19 protein-coding genes and 2 pseudogenes are annotated in these 23,787 nt (G+C 42.9%); 7 read left to right on the plus strand and 14 right to left on the minus strand.

Annotation, left to right across the window (positions count from 1 at the left end; genetic code table 11):
• Positions 1 to 465 (minus strand): annotated as a pseudogene (locus tag LYNGBM3L_RS44915) (hypothetical protein); the annotation flags it as partial.
• Positions 466 to 533: 68 nt separating this feature from the next.
• On the minus strand, positions 534 to 797 hold the full coding sequence (locus LYNGBM3L_RS06530; RefSeq protein ID WP_008177637.1) for a hypothetical protein: 264 nt from the start codon (positions 795 to 797) through the stop codon (positions 534 to 536).
• A 168-nt stretch (positions 798 to 965) separates the two neighbouring features.
• Between LYNGBM3L_RS06530 and LYNGBM3L_RS06535 the strand changes: the two genes are divergently transcribed.
• Both LYNGBM3L_RS06535 and LYNGBM3L_RS06540 read left to right on the plus strand, forming a co-directional pair.
• Positions 966 to 1,358 (plus strand): hypothetical protein, encoded by a 393-nt coding sequence (locus tag LYNGBM3L_RS06535; RefSeq protein ID WP_008180559.1) that lies wholly within the window; start codon positions 966 to 968, stop codon positions 1,356 to 1,358.
• A complete protein-coding gene (locus tag LYNGBM3L_RS06540; RefSeq protein ID WP_008180560.1) occupies positions 1,355 to 3,907 on the plus strand; it encodes an NB-ARC domain-containing protein in 2,553 nt (850 codons plus the stop codon). The genes LYNGBM3L_RS06535 and LYNGBM3L_RS06540 overlap by 4 nt, the downstream gene beginning before the upstream one ends.
• A 234-nt stretch (positions 3,908 to 4,141) precedes the next feature.
• Here LYNGBM3L_RS06540 and LYNGBM3L_RS42940 read toward each other — a convergent pair whose 3' ends face one another.
• The 5 genes from LYNGBM3L_RS42940 to LYNGBM3L_RS06555 form a co-directional block, all read right to left on the minus strand.
• Positions 4,142 to 4,318 carry a hypothetical protein gene (locus LYNGBM3L_RS42940; RefSeq protein ID WP_008180562.1) on the minus strand — a complete coding sequence of 59 codons (177 nt, stop codon included), beginning with the start codon at positions 4,316 to 4,318 and terminating at the stop codon, positions 4,142 to 4,144.
• Positions 4,319 to 4,320: 2 nt separating this feature from the next.
• Positions 4,321 to 4,542, minus strand: coding sequence for a hypothetical protein (locus LYNGBM3L_RS06545; protein ID WP_008180564.1), 222 nt, complete (start codon positions 4,540 to 4,542; stop codon positions 4,321 to 4,323).
• Positions 4,543 to 5,075: 533 nt separating this feature from the next.
• Positions 5,076 to 5,834, minus strand: a complete 759-nt coding sequence (locus LYNGBM3L_RS06550) for a DsbA family protein (RefSeq protein WP_008180566.1) — start codon at positions 5,832 to 5,834, stop codon at positions 5,076 to 5,078.
• A gap of 71 nt (positions 5,835 to 5,905) precedes the next feature.
• Positions 5,906 to 6,148, minus strand: a complete 243-nt coding sequence (locus LYNGBM3L_RS39920) for a hypothetical protein (RefSeq protein ID WP_131827129.1) — start codon at positions 6,146 to 6,148, stop codon at positions 5,906 to 5,908.
• A gap of 55 nt (positions 6,149 to 6,203) precedes the next feature.
• Positions 6,204 to 6,620 carry a hypothetical protein gene (locus LYNGBM3L_RS06555; protein WP_008180569.1) on the minus strand — a complete coding sequence of 139 codons (417 nt, stop codon included), beginning with the start codon at positions 6,618 to 6,620 and terminating at the stop codon, positions 6,204 to 6,206.
• A gap of 187 nt (positions 6,621 to 6,807) precedes the next feature.
• Here LYNGBM3L_RS06555 and LYNGBM3L_RS42945 point away from each other — a divergent pair, with 187 nt between their 5' ends.
• Positions 6,808 to 7,020: a hypothetical protein gene (locus LYNGBM3L_RS42945; RefSeq protein ID WP_154659696.1), complete on the plus strand. Its 213-nt coding sequence runs from the start codon at positions 6,808 to 6,810 to the stop codon at positions 7,018 to 7,020.
• A gap of 142 nt (positions 7,021 to 7,162) precedes the next feature.
• Here LYNGBM3L_RS42945 and LYNGBM3L_RS06560 read toward each other — a convergent pair whose 3' ends face one another.
• A complete protein-coding gene (locus LYNGBM3L_RS06560) occupies positions 7,163 to 10,111 on the minus strand; it encodes a zinc-dependent metalloprotease (protein WP_131827130.1) in 2,949 nt (982 codons plus the stop codon).
• A gap of 655 nt (positions 10,112 to 10,766) precedes the next feature.
• Between LYNGBM3L_RS06560 and LYNGBM3L_RS48430 the strand changes: the two genes are divergently transcribed.
• Positions 10,767 to 10,895, plus strand: a complete 129-nt coding sequence (locus tag LYNGBM3L_RS48430; RefSeq protein WP_267871995.1) for a hypothetical protein — start codon at positions 10,767 to 10,769, stop codon at positions 10,893 to 10,895.
• Positions 10,896 to 11,362: 467 nt separating this feature from the next.
• On the opposite strand, the gene LYNGBM3L_RS06565 is transcribed toward LYNGBM3L_RS48430, so the two are convergent.
• A complete protein-coding gene (locus tag LYNGBM3L_RS06565; protein WP_044492381.1) occupies positions 11,363 to 11,713 on the minus strand; it encodes a phage holin family protein in 351 nt (116 codons plus the stop codon).
• Between the two features lie 579 nt (positions 11,714 to 12,292).
• Between LYNGBM3L_RS06565 and LYNGBM3L_RS06570 the strand changes: the two genes are divergently transcribed.
• The gene (locus LYNGBM3L_RS06570) at positions 12,293 to 12,673 is read left to right on the plus strand and encodes a pentapeptide repeat-containing protein (protein ID WP_008180578.1); all 381 of its coding nucleotides are present in this window, start codon (positions 12,293 to 12,295) and stop codon (positions 12,671 to 12,673) included.
• 164 nt (positions 12,674 to 12,837) lie between these two features.
• Positions 12,838 to 14,001: a 5-(carboxyamino)imidazole ribonucleotide synthase gene (locus tag LYNGBM3L_RS06575; protein WP_008180580.1), complete on the plus strand. Its 1,164-nt coding sequence runs from the start codon at positions 12,838 to 12,840 to the stop codon at positions 13,999 to 14,001.
• Positions 14,002 to 14,306: 305 nt separating this feature from the next.
• On the opposite strand, the gene LYNGBM3L_RS06580 is transcribed toward LYNGBM3L_RS06575, so the two are convergent.
• From LYNGBM3L_RS06580 to LYNGBM3L_RS06600, 5 genes and pseudogenes are all read right to left on the minus strand, one after another.
• On the minus strand, positions 14,307 to 16,610 hold the full coding sequence (locus tag LYNGBM3L_RS06580; protein WP_008180582.1) for a dynamin family protein: 2,304 nt from the start codon (positions 16,608 to 16,610) through the stop codon (positions 14,307 to 14,309).
• 129 nt (positions 16,611 to 16,739) lie between these two features.
• Positions 16,740 to 17,588 carry a hypothetical protein gene (locus tag LYNGBM3L_RS06585; RefSeq protein WP_131827132.1) on the minus strand — a complete coding sequence of 283 codons (849 nt, stop codon included), beginning with the start codon at positions 17,586 to 17,588 and terminating at the stop codon, positions 16,740 to 16,742.
• A 74-nt stretch (positions 17,589 to 17,662) separates the two neighbouring features.
• On the minus strand, positions 17,663 to 19,951 hold the full coding sequence (locus LYNGBM3L_RS34695; RefSeq protein WP_161603130.1) for a dynamin family protein: 2,289 nt from the start codon (positions 19,949 to 19,951) through the stop codon (positions 17,663 to 17,665).
• A gap of 564 nt (positions 19,952 to 20,515) precedes the next feature.
• Entirely contained in the window at positions 20,516 to 20,827 is a 312-nt protein-coding gene (locus LYNGBM3L_RS06595) for an ABA4-like family protein (protein ID WP_075873636.1), read from the minus strand.
• Positions 20,828 to 20,848: 21 nt separating this feature from the next.
• Positions 20,849 to 22,084: pseudogene (locus LYNGBM3L_RS06600) on the minus strand (RNA-guided endonuclease InsQ/TnpB family protein).
• Between the two features lie 267 nt (positions 22,085 to 22,351).
• On the opposite strand from LYNGBM3L_RS06600, the gene LYNGBM3L_RS06605 reads away from it, so the two are divergent.
• Positions 22,352 to 23,734 (plus strand): aminopeptidase P family protein, encoded by a 1,383-nt coding sequence (locus tag LYNGBM3L_RS06605; protein ID WP_008180593.1) that lies wholly within the window; start codon positions 22,352 to 22,354, stop codon positions 23,732 to 23,734.
• Positions 23,735 to 23,787: the final 53 nt, after the last annotated feature.

A 23,787-nucleotide genomic window follows, 5' to 3' on the forward strand; every position in this document is an offset into this window, starting at 1 on the left:
TTGATGGTATAAGCGAATGCCCTTATAGAGATCACTGCCTTGGTTTGAGACAAGCTGTAAGGGGACCCCGACCTGGTCACCAACCGCTTCGAGGATGGGGTAGATCAAGTCTCCTTTAGTGCTCTTCATGACCTTTAACGCTAGTAGTGACAAGTCCTGATAGCACAATTTCCCAGCTGATTGCTCGACGATTTGCTTCCACCGAGCTTGGCTGATTCCTAACACTACTAAGCATTTGTGAGCCCCTAATTCCAGGGTAAGATCGGCAATGTATAGCCAGTCGTGACGATACTCGCACGGACGCTGTAGCAAGTATAGTCCCATCCGCAATACCCATTGCCGAATACTACTATAACTCGGTAAAATTTGACCGATGAACCGACTCAATAGGGCAAAATTTTTCGAGGCTCCCCGGAAACTGCTTAAACTTTCAACCACAAACGAGATGGCTAAGCTAATCGTCAATGCTCCATAATGGTGGCTGGCTAACAGGGTGCCTTGGGTTTCAACGATCCCAACGGTGGCAGAGCCGCCTAAGGACGGGGGGGGACTGCTGTCTGATCAGACAGGGGGCTAAGCGATGGGGATGAGGTCTGTTGACGATACCCTCGCACTTCCTTTTCCGCTATCTGGGCTCGTCGTTTCCACAGGGCTCGACTTTTCTCTAAGTCCCGAATCCGGATTTCTTGTGCTCGCAATTTCTTTTGCTTCTCACTCGCTCTTTGCTTCCAACGATCACGGCTTTGCTTAAATAAATTGGCCAGACGCTCAATTGAGCTTTTGTATCCTTGTATCATGGGCAGATCCTGGCAACCTCTTCACACAGATTATGCATGAACTCATCCCATCAATCAAGTCCTAGAGTGAACAGCCTAGGCACTGCCCACCCTACTAAACTCTAAAATATCTAAACCCAATTTAAAAATACTATAATATACTTTAACTTTGAGTAATCTTGTTCAACTATGGAACCATTAACAACTGTGAGTTTACCTATTGCTACTGTTGGTATTCTGGTAGCGACTAAAGCCGTAGAAAAAATCGGGCACAAGGTAGGGGAAGCTCTCTGGGACACACCTAAGCGGTTGTTTCTGGAATTATTCAGAAAACAGTCTCCAGATACAGTAACTGCGATCGAGAAAACCCCAGAGCAATCTCTTCATTATGCCAAGGTGGTATTGGAAGTAGAAGCAGCAGCTAAGCAAAATCCGGAAGTTGCCCAAGCTATGGAGCGTTTAGTGACTACTGTTGATGCTCAAGCTTTGCCTAATTTAGAGCAAATTATTCAAGAGATTACTAAAGCATTGGAATCCCACCAAGCTACGCTACTAGTTAAAATTACAACATTGAGAATATGAATAACCAAACTCGATTCAATCAAGCTCCCCCACTACCTCTGTATTATGTGGAACGCCCGGAAGTTAGCCAACGACTAAAACAAATCCTTTTATCCCAAGAAACATCAAAAGCTGGCACCTTAGTAGTTAGTGCCATCTATGGCTTAGGAGGAATTGGAAAATCCACCATTACTGCTGCGTTAGCCCATGATCCAGAGGTTCAATCCCATTTTACCGATGGTATTTTTTGGGCAACCTTAGGTCAGCAACCTGATATCTTATCCTTTCTAAGTAGCTGGATACAGCAATTAGGAGATTATGACTTCAAAGCGATTAACATTGATAGCGCTTCTTTACAATTAAGAACGTTATTATCCGATAAAAAAGCCTTGCTAGTAGTGGATGATGTTTGGCATCCTGACCATGTTGAACCCTTTCGAGTCGCTGGGGATGGCTGTCGGCTTTTAGTAACTACCAGAGAAGCCCAGGTTGAAGGTGCGATTGCCTATGATTTAGACGTGATGACTCCCAATCAATCCTTGGAGTTATTAATGTCTTGTTTACAGCTGTTTTCAGATGAATCGACCTCACTACCTTTAGCTACAAGCCCCCTAAATCCCCCAATTCTGGGGGACTTTAACTCAATTTCCCCCCAGAATTGGGGGGCTAGGGGGGCGGGGGACTTTAACTCAATTTCCCCCCAAAGTTGGGGGGCTAGGGGGGCGAAAATTGCTGTAACCAACCAGCTAACTAATCAAGACCTGGAATATGCTGAAACCTTAGCCAAAACTGTGGGATATTTACCCCTGGCCTTAGAATTAGCTGCTGCCCAAGTTAGAGATGGCATCTCTTGGCAGGAGTTACTGGATGAGTTACAAGATTTAATTGTTGGCATAGAAGCCTTGGATAGATTGAAAGCAGAGGAAGAGCCAAGTGACGCTAAGCGCAAAAACTATAGTCTAGTGGCTTCCTTGAATCTCAGTTTAAAGGGATTATGCGACGACGAGAGGTTGAAAAACTTTGCTTGGTTAGGGGTACTGCCAGAGGATGTTACTATTACTGAAACCATGGCCACAACGTTATGGGACTGTAATTTAGTTGAAGCTAAAGATACGTTAAGATACTTACGACAAAAAGCGTTATTACTACCAGGTTTATCTACTACACCAGAAACTAACTATCGCCTCCATGACTTGTTACATGATTTAGCCCGTCGTCTGGTACAATCAGAGTTAGGATTATCAATTACCGAAGCTCATCAACAATTATTAGAACGTTATCAAACTAAGACCGATAAGGGATTATGGCATACTTTACCCGATGATGGTTACATCTATAGTCACTTATTCTGGCATCTAGAGAAAGCTAAAAAAATTAATGACATTCATCAACTCCTGAAAGAAGAAACTCCAGCAGGAGATAACGGTTGGTATTGGCAGTGTGAGAGACAGGGGAACACTGCTAATTTTATCAAGGATGTATCGAGAGCTTGGGCAATAGCAGCAGATAATTTTACAGAAAATCCTACAGAATCGATTAGTTTACAGTGTCGGTATGCTCTGATTACCACATCCCTCAACAGCTTGGCTGGAAATATTCCTCCAACGTTAATGGCAGCATTACTGCAGAATAAAATCTGGACGCCAGCTCAAGCACTAGCTTATGTGCGACAGAATAAAGATTATAGTAGTCAAGTAACGGGTTTGGAGGCAATTAGTGAGTATCTTCCCCCTTCTTTATTATCGGAAGCCTTAGATTGCGCCAGAGGGATTTCCAATGAATTATCCCGAGTTAATGCCTTAGTCACCTTAGCCCGCCACTTCCCGGATGTGTTACCGGAAGCCTTAGATTGCGCCAGAGGGATTAAGTCTGAATACTACCGAGTTAATGCCTTAGTCGCCTTAGCCCCCCACTTACCCGATGTGTTGTTACCCAAAGCCTTAGATTGCGCCAGAGGGATTTCCGATGAATACGAACGAGCAAAAGCCTTAATCACCTTAGCCCCCCACTTACCCGATGTGTTACCAGAAGCCTTGGATTGCGCCAGAGGGATTTCCGATCAAAACTGCCGAGCCAGAGCCTTAGTCGCCTTAGCCCCCCACTTCCCGGATGTGTTACCAAAAGCCTTAGATTGCGCCAGAGGGATTAAGTATGAATACCACCGAGCATTTGCCTTAATCGCCTTAGCCCCCCACTTACCCGATGTGTTACCAGAAGCCTTAGATTGCGCCAGAGGGATTGAGTTTGAACACCACCGAGCCTATGCTTTAGAGCGCTTAGCCCCCCACTTACCCGATGTGTTGTTACCCCAAGCCTTAGATTGCGCCAGAGGGATTGAGTCTGAATACTACCGAGCATTTGGCTTACAGCACTTGATTGAGAACTTAACTCCTTCGTCAGTTGATTTTCCTCTTTGGCAAGAAATTCTTGATAGTTTAGCTAGTCTAACCCGTCCCAATTTTCTTGAAGCTCTTCCTCAATTAGCTCCTTTAATCATTAAGTTTGGGGGTGTTGAAGCCCTAAGAGAAACGATGGCAGCGGTTGAGGATGTTAGCGGATGGTGGAAGTAAAGGAAAGGGAGTAGGGAGTAGGGAGTAGGGAGTAGGGAACAGATAAGAGGCAAAAGGCAAAAGGCAAAAGGCAAGAGGCAAGAGATAAGAGTTAATCAAGGATAGAGGAATTATTATTAGCTTTACTGGGTGTGGGGCGAACAGGTATTAGGATTCAGTTGATGCCTGTTCCATGGGGAATAATTGCGCTGAAATAAAGTTCAGGAAATATAGAGTGCGTTCGCATCCCTCAATTCAAAATCTAATATCTTGCCATCTTCGAGTAACTTCATAATCACACAAATCAGAACTCAGTACATAAACCCCTCTAGCTAAAAGAGAGTAAAGCGATTGCTGACATTGTTGTGCTTCTAATTTGTCATTGGGAGAAGATAGCAACCCTAAAACCCCTGTATCGACAAAAACAATCATTCTTAGTTATATAGCTTAGAGCCTTCTGGACGAAAACTATCAACAATTTGTTTAAATTTTTCTAAATCTTCCTGTCTGATTTTAGCTTCTTCTTGAGTGATTTCCTCTTCGAGGCGTTTTCTTAGCCATGCCAGAGCAGGTTGATTGAGTTTAATTTGTTCTTCAACAGTTTTACCTCTATATTTTAAGTAGGGAGCAAAATGACTTTTAGTATTCCTTGCCATAGATTTTAACGCCTTGTTTACTTCATTCAGTATAGCGGTTTTCAATAGGGTGAGGTACTGTAGCTTGTAGGGTGGGCAAAAACAGTTTGGTTCTTGTGAGTATTCGAGATTAGATTAATTTGCCCACCCTACTTTATTGAGCTTGTAGGGTGGGCAAAAACAGTTTGGTTCTTGTGACTATTCGAGATTAGATTACTTTGCCCACCCTACTTTATTTAGCTGTAGCTTGTAGGGTGGGCAAAAACAGTTTGGTTATTGTGACTATTCGAGATTAGATTAATTTGCCCACCCTACTTTATTGAGCTTGTAGGGTGGGCAAAAACAGTTTGGTTCTTGTGAGTATTCGAGATTAGATTAATTTGCCCACCCTACTTTATTGAGCTTGTAGGGTGGGCAAAAACAGTTTGGTTCTTGTGACTATTCGAGATTAGATTAATTTGCCCACCCTACTTTATTGAGCTTGTAGGGTGGGCAAAAACAGTTTGGTTATTGTGACTATTCGAGATTAGATTAATTTGCCCACCCTACTTTATTTAGCGCACTCGTGCCAATATCGCTTCCATCTGTTGTAGGGGCACGGCACCAGAGAAGGCTTCACCATTCATAACAAAGAAGGGTGTGCCGCTCAGTCCCAATATTTCTGCTAGCTGCATGTCTTCTGCAATAGCACGATCAGCTGCGTTCCGATCTCGGTTAAACTCCTCTAGGTCTAAATTTAGGTCTTGGGCAATGGCAAGATATAACTCTTCTCCTAATTGCTTTTGATTGGCGAAGAGGGCATCATGGTACTGCCAGAATTTGCCTTGTTGAGTGGCGGCCCAAGCTGCTTGAGCGGCTGGCAGGGCTTGGGAATGAATGCTGGTAAGGGGGAAGTGTTTGTAAACTAAGGTGACTTCATCACCATGGTTTGCTATAAACTGGTTGACGGTGTCGTGAGCTCTGGCACAGAAGGGACACTGAAAGTCTGAGAATTCTACTAGCACAATTTTATCTTCAGTGGAGCCAGTCGCGGGAGAGGAACCAATGAAGGCTTGGGGATTGGTTTTGAAGCCCTGCAAGATTGCTTGCTGTTGCTGCTGGCTTTCCCGTTCCAGTTGCTGCTGGTATCTCTGGACCGATTCTAGGATTACTTCTGGGTGGTTGCGGATGACTTCGAGTATTTGTTGTTCTAGTTGAGGACTAATCTTGGAGGCTGCTGTGGCTGGCAGTGACCAGGTTGAGAAGCACAGGAGTAGTACTAATCCTGTCAGTGATAGGGCTTTCTGGAAAATGCTAAGGAGCTTAGTGAACATGATTGTCTTAAATGGAACCAAGGCATAGGGTATCTCACATCAGGCAACATCGGCAACGGATTGGTATAGCGCTACGGGCAAGGCAATAGGCATGCTAGCAATAGGCAAAAGTTTACTAAAACAGCTTTTGAGCTTGTATCAATGTCAAACACCTTAATGGGTAGTGCTATAAGGGATAGATTAATAGATGGGAGTGTCGGGAGTGTGGAGATGTTATTATAATTTTTGCCTAATTCCATGCATTGAGATGCACCCTCCAGACGTAATCCTGGCATCCCATAAAACAGGAAGATGTCTTCCTCTGTGGAAGACATCTATAAACTTCTTGATAGTCTTATTCTCTCTCAAGAAATCTATTATAAATCAGGGTTATTTGCACAAAATGTATTGATGTTTGTGGTCAGTAAAATAGCTCCACATACGACGCAAGTCGTTAGTACCAGTGTTAAATTTATGATCGATATCATTAACTCCTGTCACATACCAGCCAGACCATGAACCATTGAACCATTGAATTTTATAGGCAACAACATCACCCCCTAAAATCTGATGGTCGATCTCTGTATTTAGTCCTTTATACCATCCAGGATTTTTTCCAGTTGGAGGTAGACCAGACTCATCAGATCCTTGCAATGTACAAGCAGCTTGAGTGCGAAGTTCATGTTGGATGCAGTCACGTCTACTACACCCATTAGCGGCAAAGGCAGGCTGGGCTGGCAATATGGTTATTGCTGCAAGAATCAAACAACTTAAAACGATCAAGATACTCTTTTTTTGATTACTCATGACTCTGGTTTACTTTTTACTTCAATTAGGTACTCACGGATGCAAATCAGGTGAATAAATCTCACTGACCTTGAACCCTCTTCTAATATCTAAAAAGTATTCCTAGATCGGCAGTACCCTTAAGGGTACTATTGCCAGGAAAGAAAAATTCCTGGGAAGACCACAGGCGGGAAATGAAACAGGCAAGATGCCTGTTCCGCCTCGTGGCCAGGGTTGGGACAGACCGCCGGGAAATGAAACAGGCAAGATGCCTGTTCCACCAACAGGCTCATTCCACCCACCGGGTCAAACAGAATCCCCCAAATTCAATTCGGGGGAGTGGCTTAAGGTAAGGATTCAGCCGTCAACCGTCAGTGGTCAGCCCTCAGCCCTCAGCGGTTGGCCTTTAGCTGATAGCTGATAGCTGATAGCTGATAGCTGATAGCTGATAGCTGAAAGCTGATAGCTGATAGCTGATAGCTGAAAGCTGATAGCTGATAGCTGAAAACTGATAGCTGATAGCTGAAAACTGAGAGCTGAGAGCTTACGGCTCAAGTCATGATTTATTCCGATTGCAACGGTGCATCCAAGACTTTAGTAATGCGATCGCGTGCGCCTTCTAAGTGGGCTAAGCTAGCAGTATCAAGGTTTTTCCCTTGTTTGTTCAAGGTCTTTGCGATCGCATCCCGCAATTGACGGAGTTTATACCGGGCTAAGACCCGAGCATCCTCGGGAGTATTAAAGGTTTGGATAGCAATAATAAATTCAGGGAAGGTGCGGGCACTTTCTAGACTATTGGAATTGCGCAGTGCCATGTTCACTAAAAGACTCATATACTGCCGTTGCAATCCCCGACGCAAGCTAGAGATTGGCTCAATCTTAGCGTTACTATCTAGTTTCCAGATGCTATCTTGAACAGTGTCAAACACTTCTGCCATGGTCAAGGCTTCCCCGGAACTAGTTTTCAGTTGAGCATCCCGCAAACGAGCCAACCGTTCTGATGAAAATAAATCCCCCAGCACAATGGTTTGAACTAACATCACTCGGTCATGAATGGGATAATCGAGGGGGAAAATAGTGGGAAAAGTACCCCAGTGAGTCCAGCGAGATGGGGCTAACTGGTTGAGGAGTTGGGGTGAGAAGTTAAAGGTATCTTCAGCAAACATATACTCCCCGAGCATGGCTAAAGCCTGACGCTGTTTTTCCACAGGGATGGGTTCAAAGGGGAGTGTGCCAGTCTTGCCACCAGTGTAGTTTCGATTAAAGGTTTGTCCCCCAATATAACCAGTAAGGGACATAGCGTTTTCAAAGAAATAGGAGAAGACCGTATCAAAGCGATCGCGTAAATCCCCAGCACTTTCGTCAGGCAGGAGGTAACTGGTGTTCAACCGTTTCCAAATTGCCTTAGCATTCTCCATTTGCCACTGAGAGTAGCGCAATGGATCACCACTCAGGTCCCAAACCTTAGCTTCTGGGTCAATAAAATCGAAAGTATCCTCATCTGTAGCATAGGATAGTCCTATTTCAGATCCTTCAGCAGCAATTTTGCGCAGTGTGCGTAATTCTTGTTGAGGAGTCAGAGCATCAATAGGACTGTAGCCATACTTAATCACCCACTTATCATAGGGACCAACCACTGTCGAGAAATAATCTCCCTGTTCCATTCCCTCTGGCGCTAGATTAACTGGTACATAATCCATGACTGACCCGACTAGCCCTTGGTTGCGGGTAATCTCAGTATTATTCAATTCCTCTGGACTCAACATGGTGCTGCCCCGGAAATTGTGGCGCAATCCCAGAGTATGACCAACTTCGTGAGCTGTCAGGTAGCGCAAATACTGATGGATGAAGGTTTTCATTTCCTCACCACTGGGCAACTCGTGGTTTACCATCGATAGAGACAATGCTCCAAATTTAGCTTGCTGAGCTGATGCCATGCCAAAACAGAACTCATGGTCTGGGACTTGGGTTAGTCCGGTTAGGAATTGCCCAGCTGGTAGGTTCAACTGAGCCGCTTTGCCAGGATTGCTCTTGAGGATTTCCTGCCATTTGAGGTAAGGACTTTTGATGCCATTACTACACAGGGAACCATTAAACGGGAATTGGGATAACCCAGATAATGCCTGGGATTGAGGCTGGGAAGCAATAGCCTGGTATTCGGCTTTGATCCAGCGCACCGCATTAGCATCAATAATCACGTCTGCATCCAAGATTTCCCCAGTCAAGGGGTTCACTCGGGATGGACCCATAGCGATAATGCCTGGGAATGAGGGAAAAGAATTGGACCAGCGAATGGTGTTGTAGCGAATATCAGCGGGGTCCCAGGTCGCATCATCTGGCATTTGCCGCACTTCAATGGCATTGTCAAACCCTGCCTCCCGAAAGGCTTCATTCCACATCAAAACCCCCTCCCGAATTGCATCTCGGTACTCCAGAGGTACAGTATTTTCAATCCAAAATACAATCGGTTCTTTTGGGGGGGATACAGTAGCAGTAGGGTCTTGTTTTTCTAAATGCCAGCGCCTGATATAACGGATAAAGGGCTGTTTCCGGTTTTGATTGGATAGATTTTGATAAGCACTGATGAAATAGCCTACCCGTTCATCGGCGAGTCGATGACGGTAACCATTGTTGGTCGGTAGTTTAGAAAAGCTATAGCGGACACTAAGATTAAATGCCCGTTGATCTGGCAGACTCCTTAAGGGAAAGAATAAATCTCCTCCACCAGAAAACCCATAAACCGACTCAATCTCTACATTCAACGGAAATGCTTGAGCATCACTGACATAGGATTTTTGAGGGTCTACTCCATAACTGCCTCCTAATATCCAAGGAAAAGCCGATGATAGTCCAGAGAAAGACCCATCGCTGACGAGGAGTTGTGTTAAATCCACCAACAGAGTTTTTCGTTCTGGATGAATACTAGTAATGGGCAGGGAATATAGCACCGAATCACTAAAAGAACGCTTAACAGAACGCTCTTGGGGGTCACCGGGTCGAGTACGGAAGTAGATATTTGGTATGACTAAATCTATGGTCTTCTGTCGGCGGCGGAATTGGAACAAAAAATCATTAACTGGCCAACCTGTTTGGAGCCCCAACTCCCCAATTCCCGAAGCAAGGGTGACAACACATAGGAAGTTTTGATTTAGTTGATCGGGCTCAATTTCTAAATAAACTTTGTCTTTTTCTTTATTGCGGTAGAGGGTGAGTAATCCTGCTAATTCTTCGGCATCTTCTACGACCTTATCAAAGGGCTTTAACTTGGAATTACTACTATCTGAATCGGATAAATCCTCTGAGGGTGCCTCTGAGGGGCCTTCAGCAATTTCAGGAGTTTGAACTTGGTTATGGGCTAAGGTTAGTTGGGGCGAGTCAACAATCTGTTGACCCAACTGTTGATCCAAAGTATTGCCCCTTGGAGTAGATAGAGCTATGGTTTGGAGGTACAAAGGGGATAGTACCAAGACGAATGCACACACACATAATATCAAGAACTTTATTCTTTTCATCGATTAATCACTAATTTTTTTTTTACGAAAATAAAGAGGACTGATTAATAATTATCATGGTTAGGAATCATGAAAGCTTAAAAATTTAAACTTCATCACTTCATCTCATAATTACCAACTTCCTAAATTTGACAATTAATTATTGATTATAGCGTTTATGACACTTATAGCAGTCGCCAGGGCAGTTAGGACATGACAAAAGTCTCACACCCTTTGTAAGCGCAAGAGTTTGACTTCTGACTTCTGACTTCTGACTTCTGACTTCTGACTTCTGACTTCTGACTTCTGCTATATAATGTCCCTTCATTTTTTTTATCCCTACTCCCTACTCTCTACTCCCTACTCCCCAAGACGAAAGTACTTCAACCAATTGATAGCTGCTAGAGTTACAATTGATTAGTTGTTGATTAGTTTAATCTTTATAGCTTCTGATTCCTAAGTATTACTTAAGTATTACTATCAATGGGAAGCACAGAGCAGAGCCATGGTTTTAGATGTTCTATTTATTTTTATTCAAGATGGTGTGATTTTACTATAGTGGTTTTACTATAGCTTTTTTTAATTAAATAGACGAATCAATGGACTAACCCTTCAAGCACCCCGAAATTTCCACACCTTGGGTTAGTCTAGATCTATTTTTCCTGTACTTTGAGCCTTGGCAGTTCAAAAAAACCTAAGCATTCAGCCGTCAGCTAATGCGCTACGCGCACGCTTGGCCTTGGCCGTTGGCCACGCTACGCTAATGGCCACGCTGCTTGAGGTGCGAACAGCTATCAGCTATTAGCGAGTAGGCGCTTTAACTGCACTGGGTCGGATCAGTCAAACGAGCAGGGATTGTCAACCAGCCATACTCGTTCGTAAGCTTGTTTACTACCTCCCGTTGATTAGTTAATTAGCTGACGGCTGACGGCTGATAGCTGAATGCTTACAAAAAAACTGTACAGTGACTTCAAGTCAAGCTATACTTTGAGCAGTCAGCTTTCAGGTATTTATTAGTCAGCCCTTGCAGCTGACTACTTAAGCTCAGAAGTATAGTTGACTGAAAGTAGTGTCAGCTAAATTAGGTAAGCATTCAGCAAATGCGCTACGCCCACGCTACTTGAGGTGCTGTCAACAGTCAGCTCATCAACGGCAGGTAGTAAACAAGCACCAGGGGTTATGCTACGTCTGGTTCAGAATCCCTGCTGGTTTTACTAATCCGACCCCGTGCAGTTAAAGCGGCTGATACGCGACACGCTGATAGCTGATAGCTTAAACTTGATTAGCAGCCAAGCTATTGATAACACTAGACACCAAAGTCAGAACGATGGCCCCAAAAAAAGCTGGCCAGAAACCGTTGACCATAAACGCAGCAGGAGTGAAATAGGATGCCAGGGATAGGGTGATAGCATTAATCACCAACAGAAATAGTCCCATGGATAAAATTGTGATGGGCAAGGTCAGAATCACTAGAATCGGTCTAATGATGGCGTTCACTAAACCAATGACTACTACCGCTACAGCAGCTGCACCAAAACCACTAATGGTAATTCCTGGTACCAGGTAAGCAGTAATCATTAGTGAGATAGCACTTAGCAGCCAAGTCAAAAATATATTAAGCATCGATCTCACAAAAATATCGCTCACTATGATTTTAGCGATTCTGGCAAGATTAGCCTGTAAGCATTCAGCCGTCAGCTATGAGCTATCAGCTTTCAGCCATCAGCATATGTGCTAGGCACACGCGATCGCGTTCAGCTATCAGCTATCAGCTTTCAGCCATCAGCATATGTGCTAGGCACACGCGATCGCGTTCAGCTATGAGCTATCAGCTTTCAGCCATCAGCATATGTGCTAGGCACACGCGATCGCGTTCAGCTTTCAGCTATCAGCTTTCAGCCATCAGCATATGTGCTAGGCACACGCGATCGCGTTCAGCTATCAGCTTTCAGCTTTCAGCCAACGGCTGAGCACTGACCGCTGACCGCTGACGGCACCTCAAGCAGCGTGCGCGAACGCGCATATGCTTACCTTTGGTATAACTCAAGTGATTATGCATCACAGTATGATTAAATTGGACGATTGCAGCAATAAATCTTTATGTTTTTCCGGCTACTGGTTACATTCTTATTTGCGTGCTCTGTTTTTTGTTATCCCTTACCCGTTCACGCCAAGAGTATAGCCTGCGATGGGAAACAACTCGTGGGAGCAGACTTATCTGGTGAAGACTTACAGAAAGTCAAAATTACCTATTGCAATTTGGACCAGGCTAACTTAGCCGATGCCAAATTGATCCAAGCATCTATCAAACATACTACCCTGAATAATGCTAATCTCCATGGAGCAGACTTGACCAAGAGCGACACCTACAACATTAGCTTCAATGATGCAGATTTAACTGATGTCATCTTTACTGGTGCCTTACTGCAACGTGCCAGTTTTGATGGGGCTGACATCACCGGTGCTGATTTTACTAGCACCCTGATCCAACCGGTCAGAGAACGGTTAAAACTCTGCGATGTAGCAAGTGGGGTGAATCCTACAACTGGTGTGGTGACTCGTGACTCTTTGGGGTGTTGGTAAGGTCTTGACTGTTGAATGTTGACTGTTGACTATCAAATAGTCAACAGTCTTGATCGATGGGGCTTACTTGACCGATGGTATGCTGGATGGTGTGCAAATTTGATAACTGTTTGCTAGAGGAAGGTGCATCTGAAAACTGGTGTTGTGACTTGTGAGTCTTTGGGATGTCGATTAAACGAGTAGGTGTAATTGGTGGAGGACAACTGGCCTGGATGATGGCAATGGCTGCCAAGTCTTTGGGTATTCGGCTAGTGGTTCAAACTCCTAATATTACTGATCCAGCTGTCTGTGTTGCTGCTGAAACTATCTTTGCTGCTATTGATGATGGGGTGGCTACCGAGCAAATGGCATCTCGCTGTGATGTGATTACCTTTGAGAATGAATTTATTAACCTCCATGCCCTGAAATGTCTGGCAAAGCGGGGAATTTGCTTTCACCCCAGACTAGAAGCTTTAGCGCCACTGTTGGATAAATATCACCAACGCTGCTATTTCGATCGGATTGGTTTACCCCAGCCAGAGTTTATCAGTCTGGAGGGGGAAGTGGGTAAGCAGGAATTAAAGTCCCTAGCCTCTTCTCGAACCCCCATCAACCTGAGTCAGTTAGAGTTTCCTCTGGTGCTGAAAGCGCGACGCCAAGGTTATGACGGCAAGGGTACGTTTATTATTAAAGACAGTCATAGCTTACAGGAAACTTGGAACCAGTTAAGCAATCAACCTGTGGTGCTAGAAGAGTTTATTCCCTTTGAACGGGAGTTGGCAGTAATGGCTGCTCGTTCTGTAGATGGGGAGGTGGTGGTTTACCCGGTGGTGGAAACTCAGCAGGAAGAACAGGTGTGTCGGCGAGTGATTGCACCGGCCCAGATTAGCCCAGATACGGTGGCGGAGGTGAATGCGATCGCAAAAACTCTCCTGACTAGTTTAGAGGTAGTGGGAGTCTTTGGGATTGAGTTATTCCTGACTAGCAATAACAAAGTTTTGGTTAATGAAGTGTCCCCTCGTACCCATAATTCCGGTCATTACACCATTGATGCTTGCGAAACCTCTCAATTTGAGCAGCAACTGCGAGCCGTGGTAGGTTTACCCTTAGGTAGCCCACAGATGCATTGTCCCAGTGCAGTAATGGTCAATCTTTTGGGTTATGAATCTTCCCAGGATGATTACCAACAGAAACGGCAGACCTTAGCCAGTTTACCAGGGGCGTTTGTCCATTGGTATGGTAAGACTCAATCCCGCCCAGGACGTAAGTTAGGTCATGTTACGGTTTTGAATGATGGGAATTCGGTACAAGAGGTAATTGAGAAGGTTGAATCGGTTTGGTATGGCTAATACTCAGAATTAAGAATGTAGAATGTAGAATGTAGAATGTAGAATGTAGAATTAAGAATGTAGAATCTAGAATGTAGAATCTAGAATGTAGAATGTAGAATGTAGAATTAAGAATGTAGAATCTAGAATGTAGAATCTAGAATGTAGAATCTAGAATCTAGAATCTAGAATGTAGAATTAAGAATGTAGAATTAAGAATGTAGAATGTAGAATGTAGAATGTAGAATGTAGAAGTCTCAATTCTCAATTCTAAATTCTAAATTATTAATTCTTAATTATTAATTCTAAATTCTAAATTATTAATTCTACATTCTACTACTCCCTACTCCCTTTGCTAAAGCAGTAGATAACTGGCGTAAGCGATCGCTAACTTCTAAATTGACTTCGTGAGCCTTTAAATGTTCGGGCATTTCAGCCATTAGTAAGGGATTTTCTTCTAACCATTCATTCTCGGCTACTCCTCGCCACACGGCTTCATATTGAATAAAGCGATCGCGCAATTGATCGAGTTCTTGTAGGCAAAATTGCTCAAACCCTGCGGCCTCAAAGATGGCCGAACGCAAATAGGTTTCAAACGCTGTGATATCCGTTTCAACTTCCAAGATTACCTCTTCCACTGAATTGGTAGGTTTTGGTGGCACATCCCCAGAGACGTCACGAATACCTAATAGCTCATGGCGCAGCTTGGGATCATAGAGCAACTTTGACCCACGATTTACATATCGTTTTAGCACGCTGAAAGCCTTCTCTTCCCCACTGTAGTAATTATCGACTAGTTCTATATCGGCTCCCAGTCTTTTCACAATACGCTGACGAGTTTCACTCCCTAAAGGTCCACGAATTAAGGAGTCGGCAACGGGACGGGCAAAGCGAAGAAATAACGCCGTCAAACTTCGACTTAAGACTTCCACAAACTCCTCGGGATTACCAATAAGTCGCTGCTCTAATTCCTGGGTTTTCCAGAGTAACGTGGTCAGATAGTCAACTAACTTTAATGCTTCTTCCTTGATTTCCAGAGCAAGGTTATGAGCAATATCTCCTAAGAAAATGCTAATGGTAACAGAAAGTTCTTCCCGCCAGCTATAGTCAGTTACTTGCGAATTAAATACACCAGCATTAGTTTCTTTAAATATTCGCTGTTTTCTTTGCTCAGTATTGGTTCTAATTTCTTCAATTTTGGTTGCGATATCCTGGAGGTACCGAGACCGAAATTTTTCTACGACATCTGACTTTATAGATTCTTCCCCTGCTGCCGTAGACTTGCGAATATTATCATTATAATAGTCGCTGAGGTCTGCTTTAATGGTTTTCCACTTTTCTTCCCACCACTGGGAAAATTCAATACGCCGTTGATTTTCTTGTAATCGCTTGGCTTCCGCTGGATTCTCAGGATATCGCTTACTAACGATATCAAAAATTTCTTTTGATGTTGTTAATATATTTTCAATTATAGCCTCACAACGTTTCTGTAAAACAGTAACCCGTTTATTATTAATATAGTCAGTAATACGAGCCTTGATTTCCTGAATCCCAGTCGCGTCTTGTTTTAAGACTTCCTCATTTTCGATACCTGTCACAGAGTTAAGCTTAGTTAAAATTTCTTCAGGACTGCCAACTGATTCCAATGTTTGTTGATTAGCGAAGCCATTTAATACTAAATAAGCTCCCGCTGAACCGTGTACAATTTGCTCAGGAGATAATTTAGCTATTTCATGCCATCTATTTGATGCTTCATCAAGGTGTTCTTTAAGAGCTGCTGGACTAGCCAACTGATCAATCCGACTCAAGAAAACGAAAAATTTATCTGCAACGTTTACATTCTTATCACCCTGCTCAGTAAACTCAACAATTTTAAGTTCGTAGCCCTTGGGACTAGGATCTCGCTGTACCAAAATTACAGCATCACAATCTGACAGCATTTCTCTAGATTCTTCTATATGCTTGGCTAAACCTGAGTCTAATCCAGGCACATCATAGAAAACAATACCTTCAGCCTGGGCGAGTTTATTGGTATACAGCCTAGCTTCTAATACTGCATGGGCGTATTGCTCATCAGCAACATACTTGTTCAGGTCTTTGTTAATGTCTTCTAGGCGAGTAAATGGGATAGTTTTCCGACCTTCGCTACGAACTTGTCTTAAAGTGTCTTGATACTTTCGGATTGTCTCTAAATCTTGTTTGGCTCCATCACTATGTTTAGAATTACTGTTGGAAGCTGACTCCAGTTCATGCAAAAGACTGGTAAATTGTTCTTCGGTTTTAGGCTCAACTTCTAGCCTTTGCTGAGAATCTTGTTCAACGGAATAAATTTGTGTCGTTGTAAAGGTACAACGTCCTGCTTTTGCTGGCAGTAAATCACAATCTAACCAGGCATTAACAAATGTACTTTTTCCCGCCTTTTCCAAGCCCACAACAGCAATCCGAAATTCTCGTTTCTTCAAGCGTTCAAGCTGACGACGAGCGGGTTTTTCTTCTTCCAACAGCACCTCTTTGAGGTGAGCAGGAACTCCCGCTTGAGGAAGCCTGGCTAAATCAAGGGCGTGGCGCAGCACAGTTAAGGCGTCACCCAAACGAATTTCATAATAAGATGAAGCAGTTTTCCAATCCATTTTTCCAATCTATTTTATAGCGTTTATTGCATGTATGAGGTACAGTAAGCAACCTCAAAGTCCCCCTTTTTAAGGGGGATTTAGGGGGATCCCTTGGTACCTCATGGGAAATAGAATTGCTATAATTACTTAAGCACAAATAAAGTTTTCTAAACCATATAGGTTAATAAGACGAGCAATTTTATCGATTTTAGCATCACCATCAGGTAGATTTTTTCTAAGCTCGAACTTTGTTTTTTGACCAATTATATTCTCACCTCCAGGAATTCTCAGCTGGATGTAGGCATCTTCATCACTCGAATAATTAATACTATCCGGACTGAGATTGAGGTTTACTATTTGGTCAATAGGTTGCCCTGAACCATAACATAAAAAATAAGAAGCAGACGATATCAGTTCTTTAACACGATTTGAGGGAATCAGATCATCTTGATTCTTCAAGTCACTTATCTTCAAGTCACTTAATTGATGAGAAGGAACAACTAAGCACAAAATAGATTCTTTTCCTGTAGAGTCTTTTGGTTGCGGTGACAGTGGTGGTGTATATTGCTCTGGTTTTTCTTGGGTTTTAAAAATCACTGGTTTCAGAAAAGCGTAGGAGCCAATAACTATAAGAGAGATGAAAAGTATAAAGATAATTGTCAACCAAGGCTCAGGAGTAACTCGTAAACACTGCGTCAACGGATCCTCTTCTGGCAACGGCTTATCTAATACTTCTTTACATAATACTTTTAATACTCTATCCATATTATTACTCCAATGATTGTTATCATCGTCAATGAAATACTTTTTCAAAAACTGAAAGTCTTGTGTGATGGTCGAATCCTGAGTTATATTGAAATGCTCACAGATTTCCTGGTAGTTGTCTGGAGACAGCTTGCTGATTGCTGTATACATACAACCCTTGGCTTTTGATTTGTAGCATTTCTCAATTTCACTATAAACTTCGTCGAAGCGGCTTCGAGATTCTTTATCCATTTGGTTATCATACTCTTTAAGGAAAATTGGAATATTGATCAAGTTGCTTCCCTAGCTTACAGAATAGAGGGAAACTACCTCAGCACTTTTCCAGCTTTCTTAATATTTTCCTTAAGTTGTTTAGCTTCCTGGTGTAGGGGATTCCAGATCGATAAGTCTTTTTGTAAAGATAGTTGAGCTTGATCATAGGCTTTATCTAGCCGCTCTTGATAACGGTCTACAATTTCTTTTTGAGAAGACTCAACCTTTTTTATAAACTTATTGGTTTGACAGATAAACCAATCCGCAACCTGACTATAAATTTCTATTTCTGCCTGATTTTTTTGCCATAGCCAGTCTTTATTGATGTCTTCTATTTTTGGTAACTGAGCATTATCACTAGAGCGTGGTTCTTGTTTAATCGTCTTTACTTTTCTTTTAAATAAAAATAAAGTTCGCTTGAGTTCCGTAACTTCAACGTCTTCTAGCCATGTGCCTTCTATAATTGCGAATCCAGCTTCAAACTTAAATTTTGGCTCAGGTATACTATCAATTATCTCAAGTTCTGATCTCGAAAAGCTAATGGCTAAATTGGGGGCAATATTCCCCATTCCTTCCTCAAGAAGAGACAGGTAATAATCCAATAAAGTCTTCAAGGCATCAACTACCCCTCTCATCTCTCGATCTAATATTTGTTTGACAGCTTCATTCATCAGACCCTTCAATGCACTAGTCAATTGATTGAGTTTATCATTAAGCTTCCTTAAATCTTTTTTCTCTTGCTCAGTACGTGCTTCGATCTTCTTCCCATTTTTAGTAGGATATTCTAAATCAATTAAATCTATAATTACTCCTTCTAAAAGATTCAACTTGTCCGGATCAGCTTCTTGAAGCACTTTGCTATATAAACATATTTTTCCTGTATCCAAAGACTCAACCGTTGGCGTCAATATTTCCTTTACTACTGCTTGCTCTACTCCTCTTCTCCATCGATAGAGCGATATTAAACTGTTTGCGCGCTCTTGGTAGTCTCCTTGCCTGAGTTCTTCAATGATACTTTCGACAATTTGCTCCAACTCATTCCTAGGATCTGAAGTAGTATCTGAAGAGTTATTATCCTCGGAAAAACTTTGACCGCTCTCTTCTCTAAAACCCTTTAGAGCATTTTCAATTTTTTCAAAAGGGTCTCTTAGTTCTTGAGCTTTTTGTGAAATAAACTGACTGATGTCTTGCCGAATTTGGGCGATATTATCACATTCTTTTTGGTAGTCTTCTTCTTTACTATTAATGAAGGCATAAGTGGTTTGTATAGCCCACTCTGCTACTGCATTAGCTGCTTTAGCTTTAAAGCGGTCTACAATTTGTGGAATAACTAATTGTGGAAAGTTTTCATCGATATGCTCTTTCAGGTATTTGTGAAATTCGTCTGCGTAAGATACTTCCCAAACAGCGTCTGAAACACGTTTACGTCCTTGTGAATCCCACTTCTTTGCCAGTCCAGGTAAATCTTCTAGGATATCTTCTGGAATTAAAAAATTAAAGCGCTTGTTTATTTTTTCAGATGCTTGAGTACTTTTTTGCTGATTATGACTCTTCATTTGAACCGACAATAGAGCTGGCAATGCACTCATTTTTATTACTTGTAAAGCACTAATATCTTCTTGATATTCTTCTAGCTCCTTGGTTAACTTCTGTTTGATATCGTGAACAGTTCTTTTGAAAAAAAATCTTTCACTATCCGGCCAATCTTTGTCATCCCGAAACACATCAATTCGATTCAGAACAAAAAGCATCCGGGCTGGTGAGCCTCCTAGTTCTTTGACCTGATCAACGACTTCTTGGAGTAACTGACTAACAGTATCTTTATTGATTTCTGCACTATTATAGGTAACTATACATAAGGCTTCTTTACATTTTCTAATCACAGAAGCATTCCCTTCATCACCCACATGGGCTAAACCGGGAAGATCCATGATTCGCACTTTGGTTTTTTCAGGCAAATCAAGCAGGTTAGGATCGGCTACAAGCCGGAAAGGATAATATATCGTTGCTTGTGGACAAGCAACACTGGTTTTTTCGTCTCGATTAGCTTGAAGATAGGACTTCATGACTTGGTCTAAACGGTCATAAATGTCTTCGTCGGTAAGATTGCGCCATTCTCCACATTCCCAAAGTGCCCCTGGGGTCTGATCAATTTTCAGAGATTTCGTTTCACTGTATTCTACAATCACAACCCCTGCACTCATTTCTTGTACAGCAACTGGGAGAATTTCTGTGCCACACAAGAAGTTGACCAGGGTACTTTTACCACTGCTAGTTGTCCCGGTTGTCGCTAAGGTAAGAACCGGTTCACTGAGTTCTTTAACTAATTCACTTACCGCCACCTGGAATTGGCTGTTTAAATCTTCGAGTTCACTGTAGTATTCTGGGGGTAACTGCTCACGGATATGCTCATGAAAACTCCCCCATTCCTGGTAAACATTCCCGATTGATTCTTCAACAGCTTCAAACGTCTTTTTGATGTTGCTTCTCATTATCCTCAAAGCCTTTAGTGTTGAGTTGTAACGATGGTAAAGCACCCTATAGTTCGTGTTTATTTTTACCTAATTCTTTAGTTAGCTTTTGAATAACTATTACTATAATAATAGCGTTTTTTAACCCAAATTTGTCAAGGTAACTGGCAAATTGAAATATTTCTTAATCTAGGCAAAGACATAGCGCTACGGGCAAGGCAACAGGCAACAGGCTAAATTTTAGCATAACAGCTTTTCAACTTGTATCAATTTCCTAACCTGAATGGGTAGTGCTTTAAATGAGATGTAAACCTAAAAGGTATTTTTTGACTGTCCCATAAAACTCCAGACCTCTTTACCCTATTGCCTTTTGCCTATTGCCTTTTGCCTTTTTAAGCAATCCCTGTGTTTACAACCCAGATATAAACCCGCTGATTATGTCTGTGATGGACTGGTGGTTTCAGGGTCTAAGGGATTATCTGAGGTGGATTTCTGGGTAATCCAAGCGGTAATAATATGAGAAAGTAGTCCGATTGGTCCTGCAAATAAGCATAGAATTAGGGAGTGAATAGTCCAAATACCAGCCTGTTGCCCTTGGCAATAAATCCAACGGCCTACAAACAAGTCCAGAACTAGGAAGTGTATCCAGCCAGTAGCAGCAACGGTTTCGTCACTAAAGAAACGGGCAATATCGGCTAACTGAGGATTCGATAAGGCTTGGGCGGATTCTGGTGTAATACTATTAATAAATAGTTGACACTCCCCGTCCTAAAGGCGCGGGGATTCTTCGATCATAGACTCGGCTTGCTGAACCTGGCCGGAACCAAGAACAGTAGAGGCTAAATCTCCCGAAGCGTTCGGATCTATGATCCAGGTTCCGGTGTGCCCCACCGTACCCAAGGCTTTTTTAAGGATATTGACTGCGGCGTTATGGTCTCTGTCCAACTTACAACCACACTTACAAATGTGAGTTCTAGTTGATAATGATTTCTTCACTACTTCGCCGCATTCTGAGCAGTTTTGGCTTGTATAAGCAGGATTTACTGCTACAGTCACTCTGCCAAACTTAGTTCCAAAATGCTCCAGCCATTTCCTGAATTGATACCAACCAGCGTCATTAATAGACTTAGCAAGACAATGATTCTTTACTAGATTCTTGACTCTTAAATCTTCGTAAGCGACCAGGTCGTTAGACCGGATTACGCAACGTGCCAGTCTCTTAGCATGTTCTATGCGCTACGCGCAGGCTTCGCCAACACGCTGCCTACTTATTCTAAGATGATGCCTTCCTAGTCTGTTAATGGCTTTCTTGCGGTTAGCAGAGCCTTTCACTTTCCGAGATACTCGACGTTGATAAAACTTTAAGCGTTTTTCGCCTTTCCTATAGAATCTAGGATTTGGTTCTGTGTTTCCGTCAGAGTCAGTATAGAACTCCTTTAGTCCCAAATCTAGACCAACGTTTCTCTTAGAAGGGTCTAAGTCTTCTTTTATGTCAACTGCTACGCAAAATTGAACATAGTAGCCATCAGCGCGTTTAATTATCCTTACTCTTTTGATTTGTTTTTTGTCGAATTGCCACAAATCCCAAGTTCCCTTGAGCTTGAGCTTTCCGATGCTTTTCTTGTCACTGAAGGTGATAGCCTTATTATCAGAGGATAGCTTCCAACCAGACTGCTTGTACTCTACAGACCGGCAATGTTTTTGAAATCTAGGAAAGCTCTTTTTTCCAGGCTTGTTCTTTTTGCAGTTGTCATAAAATCGAACAATCGATGACCATGCACGTTCAGAAGCTGCCTGTCGTGCTGTTGAGTTCAGCTCATTAGCAAAAGGGAATTGCTTAGCCAGTACTTTACAATACTTACTAAGGTCATATTTCCCAGTCCCTTTATTGTCCATCCATAAACGAAGACAAGAATTGCGAACAAATTTAACTGTCCGAATAGCTTCATCTATGGCTTTGTATTGACTTTCTTTCCCGTAAGCTTTGAACTCAATTATGATCATTGACCTAAGGTCACGCTCCGCGAACGCCGAATCGCATTAATCTGTTGTGTTAATCTGTGGTGTTAATCTGTTCTGGTTCAGTTTCCATAGTTGGATGTTGCTTAGACCAATAACATTGTCATTGCTCGTCCCAAACCCGATCACTGGGCAGATTTTACTATTAGGTCGCCCCTGGGGATAATTTTAAACAAATTCCACAGGTCTTGTGGAATTTACGGTATAAATATTCAACGGTGAAGGTTAAACAAATAAATTATAATAAATCCGATGATTAACAACCATGACGGCTCTCTAGCCACTACACTAAAGCAACGGCGTCAAAAACTGGCTCAGCTGGTGGATTTTCCAGTAATTCTCTGGTCTGGACATCCTAGTCCTCGAAATTTCCGAGCCAATTCGTTCCCGTTTCGGGCTAGCAGTCACTTCCTGTATTTTGCTGGTTTACCCCTAACTAATGCGGTAATTGGCCTCAATGATGGCAAACTGGATTTATTCATGGATAAGCCAGCCCCTGGTAGTGCGTTGTGGCACGGAGAAACCCCTTCACCTGAGGAAATTGCTGAGATGATTGGGGCTGATCGGGTTTTTCCCCTCTCAGAATTGCAATTGCATTCTCAGGGAGCAGCAACCATTGCTGTTCAAAATCCCACTACTTACAGCCAACAACAGGAACTATTAGGTCGTGCTGTGGGAGCCGCTGATGCTCCAAAAGGGATTGACTTGGATTTAGCGAAAGCCATTATATCCCTACGGTTATACCATGACGAGGGGGCATTATCGGAGTTGTGCCAAGCCGCTGAGGTTTCGATTGCTGCTCATAAAGCCGGAATGGCAGCTACTCCCAAGGCTAAACTAGAAGCGGAAGTGCGGGGAGCGATGGAAGGGGTAATTATTGCCCATAATATGACCCGTGCTTACACAAGTATTGTTACGGTTCATGGGGAAGTGCTCCACAATGGTGAGTATCACCATTCCCTGCAACCGGGAGAGTTACTGCTGGCGGATGTAGGAGCAGAAACCCCTATGGGTTGGGCAGCGGATATTACCCGTACTTGGCCGGTGACTGGAAAATTTTCCCCTACTCAGCGGGATATATATAATGTCGTCAAAGAAGCCCATGATTTCTGTATCGAGAATCTTTACCCTGGGGTGGAATATCGAGAGATTCATATGACAGCAGCAGGGGTGATGGCTGAGGGATTGATAGATTTGGGGATTCTGCGAGGAGACATCTCGGATTTGGTAGCAATGGATGCCCATGCTTTATTCTTTCCCCATGGTGTTGGTCATTTGCTCGGATTAGATGTCCATGATATGGAAGATTTAGGGGATTTGGCAGGGTATGCACCAGGACGGGAAAGAAGCGATCGCTTTGGCTTGGGCTTCCTGCGACTAGACCGACCCTTGGAAGCAGGGATGTTGGTCACAATTGAACCAGGATTCTATCAAGTTCCAGGGATTTTGAATGACCCAGAGCGACGCTCAACCTACAAAGATATGGTGGATTGGGATAGATTGGCACAATTTGATGATGTGCGGGGGATTCGGATTGAGGATGATGTGTTGATTACCGAGACAGGAGCAGAGGTGTTGACGGCTGGGTTACCGACTGATCTAGAGGCAGTTGAGGATTTGGTTAGGGGAGTATAAGTTTTCGGGTGTGGGTGAACGGGTTAATGGTGCTTTGACACTCCCCGCCCGCT

Origin of the sequence: Moorena producens 3L, from assembly GCF_000211815.1 — a bacterium.
Classification (GTDB): Bacteria; Cyanobacteriota; Cyanobacteriia; order Cyanobacteriales; family Coleofasciculaceae; genus Moorena; species Moorena producens.

Bases quoted from the DNA above. Each gene is read 5' to 3' on its own strand.
- LYNGBM3L_RS06530 (WP_008177637.1), bottom strand. From the start codon at position 797: ATGATACAAGGATACAAAAGCTCAATTGAGCGTCTGGCCAATTTATTT.
- LYNGBM3L_RS06535 (WP_008180559.1), top strand. From the start codon at position 966: ATGGAACCATTAACAACTGTGAGTTTACCTATTGCTACTGTTGGTATT.
- LYNGBM3L_RS06540 (WP_008180560.1), top strand. From the start codon at position 1,355: ATGAATAACCAAACTCGATTCAATCAAGCTCCCCCACTACCTCTGTAT.
- LYNGBM3L_RS42940 (WP_008180562.1), bottom strand. From the start codon at position 4,318: ATGATTGTTTTTGTCGATACAGGGGTTTTAGGGTTGCTATCTTCTCCC.
- LYNGBM3L_RS06545 (WP_008180564.1), bottom strand. From the start codon at position 4,542: ATGGCAAGGAATACTAAAAGTCATTTTGCTCCCTACTTAAAATATAGA.
- LYNGBM3L_RS06550 (WP_008180566.1), bottom strand. From the start codon at position 5,834: ATGTTCACTAAGCTCCTTAGCATTTTCCAGAAAGCCCTATCACTGACA.
- LYNGBM3L_RS39920 (WP_131827129.1), bottom strand. From the start codon at position 6,148: ATGTCTTCCACAGAGGAAGACATCTTCCTGTTTTATGGGATGCCAGGA.
- LYNGBM3L_RS06555 (WP_008180569.1), bottom strand. From the start codon at position 6,620: ATGAGTAATCAAAAAAAGAGTATCTTGATCGTTTTAAGTTGTTTGATT.
- LYNGBM3L_RS42945 (WP_154659696.1), top strand. From the start codon at position 6,808: ATGCCTGTTCCGCCTCGTGGCCAGGGTTGGGACAGACCGCCGGGAAAT.
- LYNGBM3L_RS06560 (WP_131827130.1), bottom strand. From the start codon at position 10,111: ATGAAAAGAATAAAGTTCTTGATATTATGTGTGTGTGCATTCGTCTTG.
- LYNGBM3L_RS06565 (WP_044492381.1), bottom strand. From the start codon at position 11,713: ATGCTTAATATATTTTTGACTTGGCTGCTAAGTGCTATCTCACTAATG.
- LYNGBM3L_RS06575 (WP_008180580.1), top strand. From the start codon at position 12,838: ATGTCGATTAAACGAGTAGGTGTAATTGGTGGAGGACAACTGGCCTGG.
- LYNGBM3L_RS06580 (WP_008180582.1), bottom strand. From the start codon at position 16,610: ATGGATTGGAAAACTGCTTCATCTTATTATGAAATTCGTTTGGGTGAC.
- LYNGBM3L_RS06585 (WP_131827132.1), bottom strand. From the start codon at position 17,588: ATGGATAAAGAATCTCGAAGCCGCTTCGACGAAGTTTATAGTGAAATT.
- LYNGBM3L_RS06605 (WP_008180593.1), top strand. From the start codon at position 22,352: ATGATTAACAACCATGACGGCTCTCTAGCCACTACACTAAAGCAACGG.